The organism is Hwangdonia lutea, from assembly GCF_032814565.1.
Lineage (GTDB): Bacteria > Bacteroidota > Bacteroidia > Flavobacteriales > Flavobacteriaceae > Hwangdonia > Hwangdonia lutea.
Genome location: NZ_CP136521.1, coordinates 2,885,947 through 2,900,508, shown reverse-complemented (window position 1 = coordinate 2,900,508; position 14,562 = coordinate 2,885,947). Strand labels below are relative to the sequence as shown.

General features: G+C 37.2%; 7 protein-coding genes. 2 read left to right on the top strand and 5 right to left on the bottom strand.

What is annotated here, in order from left to right; translation table 11 throughout:
- Positions 1–4: 4 nt before the first annotated feature.
- From RNZ46_RS12565 to RNZ46_RS12545, 5 genes are all read right to left on the bottom strand, one after another.
- Complete coding sequence (locus RNZ46_RS12565) at positions 5–355, bottom strand: hypothetical protein (RefSeq protein ID WP_316982513.1); 351 nt, start codon at positions 353–355, stop codon at positions 5–7.
- Positions 356–393: 38 nt separating this feature from the next.
- Entirely contained in the window at positions 394–1,629 is a 1,236-nt protein-coding gene (locus RNZ46_RS12560; RefSeq protein ID WP_316982512.1) for a peptidoglycan-binding domain-containing protein, read from the bottom strand.
- A gap of 4 nt (positions 1,630–1,633) precedes the next feature.
- On the bottom strand, positions 1,634–7,012 hold the full coding sequence (locus RNZ46_RS12555) for a DUF7379 domain-containing protein (protein ID WP_316982511.1): 5,379 nt from the start codon (positions 7,010–7,012) through the stop codon (positions 1,634–1,636).
- Positions 7,005–7,130 (bottom strand): hypothetical protein, encoded by a 126-nt coding sequence (locus RNZ46_RS12550; RefSeq protein ID WP_316982510.1) that lies wholly within the window; start codon positions 7,128–7,130, stop codon positions 7,005–7,007. Before RNZ46_RS12550 ends, RNZ46_RS12555 begins: the two co-directional genes overlap by 8 nt.
- 413 nt (positions 7,131–7,543) lie before the next feature.
- Complete coding sequence (locus RNZ46_RS12545; RefSeq protein ID WP_316982509.1) at positions 7,544–10,153, bottom strand: sodium:solute symporter family protein; 2,610 nt, start codon at positions 10,151–10,153, stop codon at positions 7,544–7,546.
- A gap of 378 nt (positions 10,154–10,531) precedes the next feature.
- Between RNZ46_RS12545 and RNZ46_RS12540 the strand changes: the two genes are divergently transcribed.
- Both RNZ46_RS12540 and RNZ46_RS12535 read left to right on the top strand, forming a co-directional pair.
- Positions 10,532–12,157 (top strand): beta-N-acetylhexosaminidase, encoded by a 1,626-nt coding sequence (locus RNZ46_RS12540; RefSeq protein WP_316982508.1) that lies wholly within the window; start codon positions 10,532–10,534, stop codon positions 12,155–12,157.
- A 57-nt stretch (positions 12,158–12,214) separates the two neighbouring features.
- Complete coding sequence (locus RNZ46_RS12535; protein WP_316982507.1) at positions 12,215–14,407, top strand: beta-N-acetylglucosaminidase; 2,193 nt, start codon at positions 12,215–12,217, stop codon at positions 14,405–14,407.
- The last annotated feature ends 155 nt before the right edge of the window (positions 14,408–14,562 follow it).

The window sequence follows — 14,562 nt, the reverse complement described above, 5'->3', positions numbered from 1 at the left end:
AACTTTAATTTGTTGGTTTCATACAAACGTATTTTACTTTCATTTTGCGTTTTCTTCCAAAAGTTACCAAACTTAAAAGCGAACCACCAAAGGTGTTTTTAAATTCTACGGTGTGCAGCTTGCCCGATTTGCATTTATCGGTTTCTTTTATCAGATATGTAAAATCTTTTGAAGTGATATCTATTTTAATTACGGTATCGAGCGTTACCACTTCCATACCGCGATAATAATCGTCACCCAACATTAACGGATCTGGTTGCGGCGCACCATTTATGCTTCGGAGCCTTACGGAATAACAAGATGCAAAAAACAGGCACATACTTATTAAAGTGAGTATTTTCGTTGTATTTTTCATGATTTTTTTAAGTTTGATTGATATTCATTTAAAAAAACTTAAACAGATTTTAATCTATTTAGCACCTCCTCGGCATATTGGCTTCCAAAATTATGCGACAAATCCAATGAAGCTTCGCGCCCCAGGGTATAATACAAATGCGTAACCTGTTTTGGCGCGTAACACAATATTAAATCGGTAAACACATTGTAAGCGCCCTTGGTTTTTTTGTTTGAAGTTGTTAATCCGCTATAACTACTTGAAGCAAATTTGGAACAATCCTGTAATTCGTTTTTATGGTTTAAATAGCTTTTACCAGCGATTACCTGACACCCTGCCGAGAAATTTGAGCGCCCAATCCCGGTCCAATGGATATTAATAGACGGATTTACGCGCAAGCCTTTTACATTACCTTGATTATCTTTAACTTGTATGTCTTTGTCGGTGTAGGCATTGTCATTGTCCCAATCCCTAATAATCATAACACCTTTGGGGTTTTTAGGTTTTAAAGCGCGGTAAATTTTACTTTCAACCGATATTTTATGCCACCCGAAACGATAAAGGTGTTGCCCTTCAATTAAAAACGCTTCGTCTTTCCGTTTTGCCATATTTACGCTGGCATCGGTAGAACCCCAAAAGGTAAATGCCATCCCATTGATGAGCAACACAAACAAATCATCATTTTCCCGTCTAACGGCGCTTTCGGTTTGTTTTCTTCGGATGCCAATAAGATGAATATCGTTTGTATTGAACGTCCATTCTGAAGGTTTTTTGGTGGAATAGGTATTAGGCAACTTGTTTAAATGCTGTAAAATAGGGCCTGGGTTATTCGTGTAATGCTGTTTGGCTTGTTGTAACAACTGCATCCAATCTGAATAGGATTTAGACGGATTCTGACTGGACATTTTCCCCCAATCTGAAACCTTGTTTTCTTTTTCCCAACGTGTAATATGCCCAAACGTTCCGCTACCCACTACCCCATCAGGCACCATGCTGCTAACACCTTCCATGGTGCGCACATACTCTTGAAACAACCTGACGGAAGCTTGGGTTACATACCCAAAAACACCATCAAAAGCGCTGCGGGGCATAAAACCGGCATTAAATAAAAATCGTTGCAGCTTTAAAACATCATCACCCGTGCCTTCTCGAAAGGAACGCCATTTGGTTCTGTCATCATCTCTAAAGGACACTTTATTGATAAGCAAACCATCGATATGATACGGTTTAAGAAATTCTTTTCTGCTACTTGGTGTTTTTCCAGCATCGCAACTTCCTAAATATAATACAGCCATTAGTTTATTGTTTTAAAAGGTTTATTAATTCGGTTTTTATAACGCCTAAACACTCCGCAACCTCTTCATTTTCAACATATTCTAACAAGAAATCGATTTGAGAGATTTCAATATTTATATAGCGCGGACTGTAAATTTGATTGAATATATCTTTATACCATTTTAGTATATGTTGGTCTTGGTGATCATCATTGTTTTCGGATATCAATAAAATAGCATAGCTTATTTCTGTCATACCAATGAGGACGGAAATATCAAGATCTTCCTTATCAAAATCATCTAATTCTTGACGGAAATCTTTTAAGAACTTTGATAAATCGGTTACTTTTTCGAAAGTCTTATTTGTTTGTAATCGGTCTAAAAGCTTATCGTCGCCCAACTGTTCCAGAATATAACCCACAAACAACATGTTGGATAGGGCATTTAAATACTGGCCGCTGTGTTTATCTGATGCCATTTCCATTGCTTCGTTGTAATACGCATATGCCGTTTTTAATTGCTCGATTTTCTTGACACCATCTAAATATTTTGCAGAGATTTTATAGGCATTCCCAACTATGTTTAACCTGCTGGCATTTCTACCGGCCAAGGTGAGCAATCGTATTTCATCAAGATATGTGGTAACGGCATTGCTAATCTTTTCTTTTGCATCTGATTCTATTAAAGATTCAATATTACTTTTTAATCGATAGGATTGTACCAAGCAATATTGCTCTAAAGCTTTTATGGAGTAGTTGCCATTATCAAACTCAAAGAGGCCTTTATACTTTTGGAATGCCACTTCGGTATTGCCCAATTCGTCGTAAATAAGGGCTTCTTTTTCCAATACCATCGCATCTAGTAAGTTGGAGGCTTCGGCCTTATCGATATAGGCATCTAATTTGATAAGTGCCGTTTTTTCATCTACTTTTTTATCACGAATGGAAATCAGTAAATTATCTAAATCGGTATGCACCTGAGAGGCCACCACATATTCTTGAAGCTGTCTATTCGATTTTTGTCTGGTATCGAATTTATAAAACTGATTGCCGTAACATTGATAAGCGCCCCAAGTATTGCTGTGTTTGTGTTCTTGATAACATTCAAATCTCGCGGATTTTACGGCACTACCAAAATCGTATCCCTTTAACATGCACTTATAAAACGTTTCTGAAAACACCTTGGCAGCCGCATCGTCAACTGCCCAACCAGCAATTACAATCGCTTTTACGCCCATTTCAATAAGCTGGGTGCCTATGTTGGCCGCAAGACGGTATCGGTTTTGGCTGTATTTATCGTCCTGGGCATCTACAACGCCTGAAAAACAGCAGTTTATAAACACGAATTCGGGTACGTATCCAATTTGATTTATCATAGCCGGATCAATACAAATACCGCCACCTATGGCAATGCCCACATTATTATTTTCGGGGTCGTAAATACCATGACCCGCAAAATGCATCATCTTATAATGTTTGCTAAACAGCTCCATCATAATGTGTTTTGCGTTGGAATTTAACAGCAGATTAACCTGATATCCATCTTTTGACAATTGATTTGATACCCACTCTGATTCTGCTTTGGCGGCAGGGAGTTGTTGTAGATTTTCTTGATTGTAAATAGGGTCGCCTACCACAAAAGCCTCTATATTGTTTAGCGCCACTTGGTTAAAACGGGTGGTATCTTCGGTAACCAATTGCCTTATAAAACTCGAATCTACCGAGGCCGGAACATCGGTAATGTGGCAATCGTGCAATAATTCCCAAGGAATTTGAGCAGCACATTTATCAAGTTTTAAAACCAAGTTATTTTGATTTCGGAAGGTGTTTTTGAAATCATTGGGAATCAACATTTCGAATAATGATTTAGATAATCTTTGATCCCAACTTGAACTGACTGACATTTCCTCCAACAAATGATTGATTTTATGTAAACCAACATTAACCATTTCTTGTTCAACCCTTGCCAATCCATAGGATGCATCGTATTTAAACCCAGTTACTGTTTCGGTTTCATCCGTATTTTCATCATTATCCAAAATACTGGTTATCTGAAGATTAAACCATCTGTCGTAGGCTTCATTTTGAAATATTTTTCGCTTCTTAGCTCCGGGGCGTCTTGCAATGCCTTTGGTGTAATTAAATGCCACCCGATTATCAATATTATAAAGTCGGGTTAAACTGAAATAGGCTTCACTTGCAATGGATTCGTAATAATTTACAATTTCAATATTCTCGATAAGTTTTAAGCCTTCGCCTGTTTTTTTAATTAGTTTATTGGCTTCAGCAACACCCAATAAAATGCCTTTTATGGAATCTTCAATAGGCAATTTGCCGTAGCCAATGCCCATTAAAACAAACGAAATTCCGGTAGCGTACTTTTTGGCTTGTGGCAAGGTGTAATTATCGCGCATAAACATCGCGTACTTGAGTACCGCTTGTTTTACCGTTTTGGAAAGCACATAGGACGTTAACCCGTTTGAACTGCCCAAACCGCACACAATGGCTCCTTTGGGTTGTGTTTTAAGATTGAAAAACACTTCGCTTTCGCCAATTTTTCCGGGATAATAACCAATACCTAAACGCTGCGACAATCGGTTGTCCAAATAACCATCCAAAGCTTTTTCTGAGCTTAAAATAAGATCCATAAAGAAATGGCCAACCATAACGGGGTAAGCCGACATTTTTAAGTCGCCGTGAATTACTTTTACATTAAAGAATTCCGATTCTGGTTCGCTTTTTTTATGGGTGCCAAACAGTGCTTCTACTACTGCCTGTGAATCATGAAGCGGTTCTGGAGATTCGAAGACTTCCGAAATAATTTCTCCGCTGCGCGATGCGGGCTGTTGATTGCTTAATCTATTGGTGCTACCAGATTCCAAAATATCTGAAATACCATGGAATATATATGCTTCATTAGCTAAATCGCCATGCGATGTATGTGTGTAATATAAATTTGAGGTATTTAGCAATTGCTTGGGAATACCTGTTTTCCAAGTCACGCTGCCATCGCCGTGCGAGGTTGCTTTATAAACCAGCTTTTTGTATTTCGACAGAAAACGATTCTTAAACTCGTAATCAAAAACCGTTTGGTCTGATTGTCCGCAGATGTAATAAATATTCCTAAAATGGTCGTTGGTTAAATCTTCTTCTAAAAACTTTTTAATGGTATCGCGATAGGCTTTAAAATCTTTTAGCGATTGGGCATTATCCTTGGGCTCCGGCATGTGCTTTAAATTGGTTTTCGAATCAATCGATTTCCAAAAATTTTGCTGCCAAAAGGGTCGTTTTACATCGTCGTCTTCAATCGGCAATAACTCAAAAACCCCAGGGAATTTCCAAAAAACCTTCAACAGCTCACTGCGGTTGTGCTTAAAATCAATAAATGCCAATTGCTTAACGCGTTTGCTGTGGCCGGTGAGCACTTCCATAATTAAATACGAACCCAACCAAGGTGTGCCCAACATGACGAATCGGTTTTGCACGTTCTCTTTAAATTTAGACCAAGTATCGGAATGGTCGATCATGCATTGTCGTACTACCAAACCACCCATGGAGTGTGCTATAATATGTATTTTACCACTAGTTGATTGCATGAAATCTTCCAGTTGTATTTGCAATTGTTTGGCAGCCTCTCTCACCGATTTTCGCCAATCAAACTCAAACGTAATCACATCATATTTTTCAGATAAATGTTCAGCCAATGGGTAATAATATTTTTTTATAACCCCACTGGCATCCACTTTTTTGGCATCGATATTGAGTTTTTTAACAATGGCTCCCCGATTCAATTCACGCATATCTACCCATTGGTCTTCCTTATTATTGGTAAGCGTAGAGCCCATAATTCCGGGCACGATAATTACGATATCTTTAGTAATACCGTCGCTTTTGGTTTTTAGACTAACCCCTTCTAAAGACAGCGCATCCAACAATATACCGCGCTCACCCTCGGTGTAAACATGTTTGGTAAATAATGCGGTTGGGTTGTTTTCGTTCGCTCTTAAAGCTTCAATAATGGCAGCGCTGGAATTATCGGCAGAAAAGTAATTGAAATGATTGGTACTGCTTCCTTCTACCAAATATTTATAAATGCCTTCATTTCGTTTTACACCATGCTCCATACGTTTGGTATCGACTACCAAATCGTTATCGGCTTTGTAAAACAGATTCGCTAGAATAACCTTTAACGAATTAAAATTAATGCCACCAACATCGGCATCACCAGCAATGTTGTACAAATCGCTGACTACTGAGGTATCTGAAGCATTCATCATTTTTTGAAATAACGACTCGGGCATCATCGCATTTAAACCGGGCAATACCTCAGGGTTTTCCTTTTGGCTTACCAACTCCAATAAAAAGGCTTTTACGGCATGGTAAATAGGATTGCCTATTCCAAATGCCAACGATACAGCGTTTAAAAAGAGATTGAAAAAATGGTCGACACGACGCGATAAAATGGTTGTTCCGCTGGAAGGTGCCGCAACCCGAACTACTTTGTTTACTGTAATTTTCTTGGTTTTCGCTATTTTATTGATGGCTTGCATCAACGCTTGATTGCCCGCTTCATCCTCATCAGAGCTTAAAATGCCTATTTCATTTTTACTAAAACCAATAATTGGATTGCGGTGATCGCATTTCGCTAAAATATCGGCTACCAAACCGCCACGGGAATGGCTTAAAATATCCAAATTACAGCCCTTGGGACAATCGTTTAAAAAATCTAAAGCGTTTTGCAGCGGACTTACAGATAGTGTATGGTGCTCGAGTGCCAAAATTTGATTGTCGTAAAGTGACACCATATCGTTCCACGTATCGTTATTATCGTTGAGTTTAAAAAACGCATCGTTGGTGGTTGATAAAGTACCGTGCAATAAGAGTAAAATAGGTCGGGATATATCTAGGTTTTTGGTGTATTCTATCCTATTGAATTTGTCGTTAATCTGATACAAACCTGGGTGTGATTGCATTCGATTATCGTAAGCTTCTGCCAATTTTTGAATCCCCATCTCGACTTTGTTTTTAGCTTTTGATATGGGTTTAAAAACACTAAAAACCTTAACCATGGCACGTTTAATAAATCCACGACTGGCATCTTCAGAAATGATTTGAATATCAAAAACATAATCTTCACTGGAAAGCGAACGTTTTGTTAAAGTTTTTTTATCGTAAATGGCTTGAACATCCTCGGGATGCCCTATCCATTCCGTATTATCGGTAAATTGTAAGGCCACCAAATCGTTTTCTTCAAAAACCACTGTATTCAATGTGTTTTTTGAGCGCTTCGAAGATACTTCGATATAAGATTTTAATTCGAATTTTTGGTCGAGGGTGTTTGGTACAATGTAATCTATGTTTGCAACCTCCCGTTCTACACCTATTATTTTGGCTTTTTTAGTCATGGTTTATGGTTTTGGTGTTAGAAACCTCAGTGTAGTTATGGACATCTGCATCATTTAAAGCCAATGCCGTAAATGCAACTTGGTTTGGCGGAATATGGGAAGCGCGTTTGAGAATCATAGTATTTAGGTTTTAATGTGATAACATAAAATACATACCTAATACACCTACGTATATCATCTTCATATCAAAAGGATGGTTTAAAGCATAAAACAATTATAAAAACCGCTCCTTTTTAATGAGATGATTTAGGGTATATAAATACTAATAAAAAAATTCAATAGGGATATTAATGCCATGTAGGTGACATTAATTTAATTTATAAAGTTAACAAAAAATAGCTAACAATCAAATGGTTACGATTAAATATATGAATATTCCCTAAACTGATACTGTATATTATTTTGAAGCATAGGAAGTTTTAGGACTCCAATTTCCTGTTTAAACTAGAATGGTTTCCAAGTATTACAAAACATTGAAGTGCTAGCATTTTTGAATGAAGTTCGTGTCATTAACACAAACTCATTTATCTGTTATACTTTTTCCTTTGACGGAAATAACAAACTAAAAATATACCCGAAAATAAAACATGAAGCGACACCAAAAAATGAGTACATTAAAAAGCTAATATCGGTGAAAACACTGATGTACCAAATAAAGATGGCACTAATCAGCAAACCTAACAAAGTGCCTTTGGCATTGGCTTTTTTGGTAAGCATTCCCAAAAGGAACATACCTCCTAAACCACCTGTAAAAAGCCCTAAAAAACGATAAAACTGATCCCATAATGATTTAATATTGGAGCTCGCCATCCAAAGCGCCAACAAGACACCTAGTACACCGGTTATCATGGTTACCAATCGTGCAATTCGCAACAACTTTACATCGGCCACTTGGGGTTTAAAATGGGCATGAAAATCGTTGCAATAAGCTGTTGAAACAGAATTTAAACTACTACTAATACTTGACATGGCCGCAGAAAAAATACCGGCAACCAGCAAACCGGAAACCCCAATGGGCAATTCTCGAACAATATACCACGGGAAAATCGAATCGTTATTTGAAATGGCAGGAGAAAGCTCGCTAGGCATTTCGGTATAAAATATGAATAAAAGCGTACCTAAACCAAAAAATATAATCGTTGCAGGAAACGTTAATACCGCATTTGTATATAAAGTTTTTTGAGAATCCTTAACGCTTGTGCTCGTTAAAAAACGCTGCACTATGGTTTGATCTGTACCCTGTGTAACCATGGCAGAGGCAAGCCCACCAATAAATACCACCCAAAAGGTTGACTCTGTAAAGTTAAGCTCCATGTTGGTAATATTAAACTTATCCCTTTCAGAAGCATAAGTAATCATTTCGCCAAACGAGGCTTCGGTATGTAGCATAATCCAAACTACGGCTAAAATACTTCCGCCAAGAAGTACGATAACCTGCATAACATCCGTCCAAATCACTGCTTCAATCCCTCCAAACGTGGTATAAAATATACACAGCACACCCATGATAAGGATACTGGTTTCCACCGGAATTCCTGTTACAATTGAAATGGCCAACGAAGGTAACAACAACACAATACCAATTCTTCCTAATTGAAATAGTATAAAAGACAAACTTCCGAATGCGCGAGCGGTATAATTAAATCGGTCTTCAAGGTATTCGTAAGCCGTTTTAATTTTTAGTTTATTGAAAAACGGAATAAAAATAAATGCAATAACCGGAGTTATTAAAATGGCTGTAATATTAAGAAAGAAGAAAGACCAATCGGTTATAAAAGCCTTGGCTGGAATTGCCATAAACGTAATGGCACTTAACAGCGTACCAAAAACACTTAAGCCAGAAGCCCACCATGGTATTCTTCCTCCTCCAGTAAAATAATCTGCTGTAGATTTCTGTTTACGGGCAAAATAAATTCCGATTAAAACGGATACCAAAAGGTATAAAGCAAGCACACTATAATTTATAACGCCAAAAGGATGTGCAGCATCCGCAATTTTAAAGCTTTGAACTTTGGGTGTGCGAATACCAGGTGAAACCTCGCCCGAAACGATGTAAAAATCATCTTTATTTTTAAATGATAATGCTGTTACAGGAAGTTTAGTGGGTAAGGTATCGTAAACAAACCATTGCTTTGTTATTGAATTATAAGCTAAAATATCTTTTGAAAACCCTGGGTGGTTATTTAAAATCTCGTCCCTTCGTTCAACCAATAAAGACTTGATAGAATCATTTTGAACCGTGCGCATTTGCAAGCCAATATGCTCCAACGCATCAAAAAGCACTTCATCGCTTCCGCCGTAAACCATAATGTGCATAGAGCCCATAGTTTCTGCCATAGCTCCCATTAAAACCCTAGGTTTTCCGTCTATTTCCAAAACCCCTTCATCCTGCCAAGTTTTATTTTTAAAATCGTAAGACAAATACGTGGTAAGCGTTTCAGATTTTTGCCCAGACTCTTCATTCCTTCCACCAATTACAAACAACTTTCTATTGGTTTGCGTTTCTTGGGTTGCTGTACAATGGAGCGCCCTGGGAGGTCCAGGAAAATCGGTTAATTTCTCCCAACTTTTAGGGTCTTTTAAATTTAATCTGAAAAATGAATTGGTACTCTGCGTCGCATTTTTTCCGCCCACAACATAAACAAAATCATCGTTTACAACAGCCGAAGAAAATGCCAATGGTTCTGGCAGTTTAGGATATTCTGTGATATTTATTTCTTTGGAAGATGCATCATAAGCCAAAAGCAAAACCCTATCGCTTACCAAACTTTCATTATTACCGCCAATGCTTAAAACTCCTTTATCCGTAGATACTGAGGCCGAATAACCCAGTGGTATTGGCAATTGTGTTTCTGATAATTGCCATTGGTCGTTTTCAAATACATAGATGTCTTTGCTCCATACTTTTGCGCCTCCTTCCCAAGGCAATCCGTTGGGGAAATTTGCACCACCTGCAGCAATGAAAACACCGTTATGAGCGCCTCCCAACATGCCCGCAAAACCAAGCGACTCAACATCTGATTTCTGAGCTGGTAAACTAGGTAAGTCCGACGTACTTAATTTGGAAATTTCTTGACCAAAAGACGGAATAAACGTTAAAATTATAAGTATTAAAGCTAGTGCATTCTGAATGTTCTTCATTTTAAAATACGTTTAAATAAGAGACTTTTTTATTCCAAATTAAAATTTCATCGCGCTTTATTTTTCGAAAATTTATGACTTTAAAAATCAATCAAATAAATTTCTTAAAATAAAATTTTGCGACTAAGTTAGTAAAAATAAGTTACATGTATTATGTATGACATAATAATTATTAACTATATTTGTCCAGATACAGAAACTAAAAACTATTAAAATTCTAAATATACTGGTTATTTGTTCTAAAATTCATCTTTAAATCTTGATTTATTAATGATACCTTAAAATTTTATCCAATTATTAAATTTGGTTAAAACTTCATTATTTAAGCCGCTTTATTTAACTATTTTTATCAATCACAAAACTCTTAAATCATTTTAAATGAAATTCATTATCTATACTTTAATTGGACTCATTTCATTAACCAATTGTGCAGAAAAGCACAAAACCTTTACGGACTCCGAAATATCGTTACTGCCAAAACCAGCGTCCATGGTTTTGTCCGAGGCTTCTTTTGCTCTTAAAGACGGACAACAGATTTTTGCAGAAACCAAGGCGCAACAGGCCGCCGCAAAAAACCTTCGAGATTATATTAATGAAACGACGGGTTTTAAGCTAAACACAAACAGCGATAAAAATGCATCAATCATCTTTCAAGAAAAAAAAGGGTTGGATAAAGAAGCCTACGAATTGGTGGTAACCCCAAAAAACATAACGGTGTTCGCCAATCATGATGCTGGATATTTTTACGCCGTACAAACCATAAAACAGTTAATTTCCAACGAAACTTCCGAAACCACAAACACCACAAAATTCTTGGTACCCTCGGTAACCATAAAAGACAATCCGCGTTTTAAGTGGCGTGCTTATATGTTGGACGAATCGCGCTATTTTCATGGCGAGGAATTCGTTAAGCAAATGCTCGATCAAATGGCTTTGATGAAAATGAACACCTTCCATTGGCACTTAATTGACGATGCCGGTTGGCGTGTTGAAATAAAAAAATATCCGTTATTGACCGAAGTTGGCGCCTTTAGAAAAGACAGCGAAATAGGCACTTGGAAAAGCGGAAAAACTTCGGGCGAACCCCATGGCGGATTCTATACCCAAAAACAAGTAAAAGACATTGTGGCGTATGCCGCCGAAAGGCATATTAACATCGTTCCGGAATTTGAAATGCCCGGGCACTCCAGCGCCGCCATTGCCGCCTACACATGGTTGGGGACTGCAGGGGTTGATATTGATGTGCCTGTTAAATTTGGACGTTTGTATGATAATTACGATGTCACAAAACCCGAAGTCATCACTTTTATAAAAGAAGTTTTAATGGAATTGTTTGAGTTGTTCCCATCGGAAGTAATTCATATTGGTGGTGATGAAGTGGGCTACAAGGTTTGGGAAGAATCGAAGTCGGTGCAAAAATACATGAAAGAAAATAACATTAAAACACCAGCCGATTTACAAGTTGATTTTACCAATAAAATATCAAAGTTTATTGAATCTAAGGGGCGTCGCATGATGGGTTGGAATGAAATTATGGGCAAAAATATCCACAAAGGATTTGCTGAAAAGAAAGACGACAAAGAAGCCGAAACCGAACTCGCTAAAAACGTGATTGTGCATTTCTGGAAAGGCGATTTAGAATTATTGACGGATGCCGCAAAAAAAGGCTATAGTATCGTTAACTCGTTACATAGCAGTACTTATCTTGACTACAGCTACAAAAGTATCCCGCTAGAAAAGGCTTATGAATTTAACCCAATTCCCGATGGTTTAGATGCGCAATACCACGATAATATATACGGCCTTGGTTGCCAAATGTGGAGCGAATGGACACCAACAAATGCAGATGTTGAACGACAAAGTTTCCCAAGAATTGCGGCATACGCCGAAGTAGGTTGGACACCGCTTGAAAAGAAAGATTACAACAGTTTTAAAGTAGCCCTTAAGAAAATACAAACCCATTGGGACGCTTTGGGCATTAACTATTACAAGGATTATAAATAAAACAAAATTCGACTATTATAAACCCTAATATAATCATATAAACAAAGGCTTAAAACCATGCGTCATTCATTTTTTACACTTCTAATTTTAACCGTTGGATTTGGTTTTGCACAAAATTTAAACATTAATCCCAAACCTCAGCATGTGGTTATTGGCGACTATTTTGATACGCCTGCCCTATTTCATATTCAGCAAAAAAGCACGGATAAAGCCATACAAAATTTGTTATCTACCTATTTTACAAATGATAACATCTCAAACAAAGGCTTTTCAATTCAAATAGGCGGTGTCAATGATAGATTTCCCAAAAAACTAAAAAACAAGGTGCCAAAAAAGGCTGAAAGCTATCATATTAATATATCCAAAAAACAGATTTCCGTTATTGGTCGAGATGCCAGAGGTACTTATTATGGCGTTAGAACCTTGATGGCGCTACTAAAAAATAAGACAATTCCTTTAGGAGACATTCTAGACTACCCAGATGTAGCTGCTCGCGGCACCGTTGAAGGATTTTATGGCACCCCATGGAGTTTTAAGCATCGCATGCGGCAAATAGATTTTTACGGCGAAAACAAACTGAATACCTACATTTACGGTCCTAAAGACGACCCGTACCACAGCTCGCCTAATTGGAGAAAACCATATCCCGAAAAGGAAGCAATTCAATTAAAAAAACTGATTGATAGAGCAGCATTAAACCACGTAGATTTTGTTTGGGCCATTCATCCAGGAAAAGATATTAAATGGCACAATGAAGACCGAAAAGCCCTACTCCATAAATTTGAATTGATGTACGATTTAGGCGTACGCGCTTATGCCGTATTTTTTGATGATATTTCCGGTGAAGGCACCAATCCCAAGCAACAAGCCGAATTATTGAATTTTTTACATGCTGAATTTATCAAAAAGAAAACAGATGTTAAACCTTTAATTATGTGCCCTACGGAATATAACAAAGGTTGGTCTAAACCCGAAGGTGGCTATTTGGAAACTTTAGGTAAAGAACTGCACCCTTCCATAAGAATTATGTGGACCGGCAACACCGTAGTGGCCGATATCGATACGGAAACCATGAATTGGATTAACACGAAAATAAATCGTAATGCCTTTATTTGGTGGAATTTTCCCGTTTCAGATTATGTTAGAAACCACATGCTTTTGGGGCCAGCTTATGGCAACGGAAAAGATATTGCCCAAGATGTATCTGGATTTGTATCCAACCCAATGGAGCATGCCGAAGCCTCTAAAATTGCTATTTATGGCGTTGCCGATTATACTTGGAATATGTCTGAATATCAGCCTGAAAAAAATTGGCTACAGGCTTTAAAAGTTGTAATGCCCAAAAGTTATAAGGCCTTGGAAATTTTCGCGACACATAATAGTGATTTAGGTCCAAACGGTCACCGTTACCGCCGTGAAGAATCGGTTAGTTTTTCACCCATAGCCAAAGCATTTTTAAACGATCTTGAAGCAGACAACACGATTGAAAACTTTGAGACGGTTCGAAACGAATTCCAAACCATGGTCGAGGCCTCGTATATTTTGTTAAACAGCAAAGACAATCCAATACTTTTAGATGAAATACGCCATTGGGTTCAACAGTTTAAATTATTGGGTCAATCGGGATTAGCCATGTTACATATGCATACAGCACTGCAAGCAAAAAATAGCGATGCTTTTGAAAGAAGTTACCAAGCCGTAAAAGCCATTAAAGCAGAAATGTATAAGATTGATCGCGAAGAAAATCAAAATCCATATCAACCGGGAATTAAAACAGCTACTTTGGTTATCGCGCCTTTAATCGATAAAAGTTTTGTACACCTTACAAAAACCTATAATAAAGCGTTTGGTAAAAACTTAGAAGTAGATGCCAATTACAATCCTCATAAACTATTTACAAATATTGAGCAGTTAAAAAATCAACAAGTTACTTTAAGAGATAGAACACTGGCACTAAATCCGCCATTGGAAATTATCCGCTTATCGCCTCAGGCCTATTTTGGATTTGAATTGCAGAAAGAAATTCGCGTGAATAAATTGGTTTTACAATTAGAAAAATCGTTGATTTACAATAACTTAAACCTAGAAATTTCAACTAATGGTAAAGAATGGTCTGAAATAAAAACAGAACAAAAAGACGCATCGCTACAAGCATCTATTAATGCTAAAGTGAAATTTGTTCGAATGAAAAATGCATCAAACGAAACTTTAAACGGAAAAATTAAAAAATTTACGGTTAAAATCAAGTAGAAATACTTTGTTTTAAAGCAGGATAATGATTTAAAAACCTAACCCCACTAGTTTTTTAAAAAAAGCTAGTGATAAAAAAAAATCCCGTTTGGTAGAAAATTTACCGAACGGGATTTCTTTATTTAATATATTTTGAAAACTTTAAAAAATTATCA

What these genes read in the sequence shown, in the direction of transcription:
- RNZ46_RS12535 (WP_316982507.1), top strand. Translation starts at nt 12,215, where the DNA reads ATGCGTCATTCATTTTTTACACTTCTAATTTTAACCGTTGGATTTGGT.
- RNZ46_RS12550 (WP_316982510.1), bottom strand. Translation starts at nt 7,130, where the DNA reads ATGATTCTCAAACGCGCTTCCCATATTCCGCCAAACCAAGTTGCATTT.
- RNZ46_RS12560 (WP_316982512.1), bottom strand. Translation starts at nt 1,629, where the DNA reads ATGGCTGTATTATATTTAGGAAGTTGCGATGCTGGAAAAACACCAAGT.
- RNZ46_RS12555 (WP_316982511.1), bottom strand. Translation starts at nt 7,012, where the DNA reads ATGACTAAAAAAGCCAAAATAATAGGTGTAGAACGGGAGGTTGCAAAC.
- RNZ46_RS12565 (WP_316982513.1), bottom strand. Translation starts at nt 355, where the DNA reads ATGAAAAATACAACGAAAATACTCACTTTAATAAGTATGTGCCTGTTT.
- RNZ46_RS12545 (WP_316982509.1), bottom strand. Translation starts at nt 10,153, where the DNA reads ATGAAGAACATTCAGAATGCACTAGCTTTAATACTTATAATTTTAACG.
- RNZ46_RS12540 (WP_316982508.1), top strand. Translation starts at nt 10,532, where the DNA reads ATGAAATTCATTATCTATACTTTAATTGGACTCATTTCATTAACCAAT.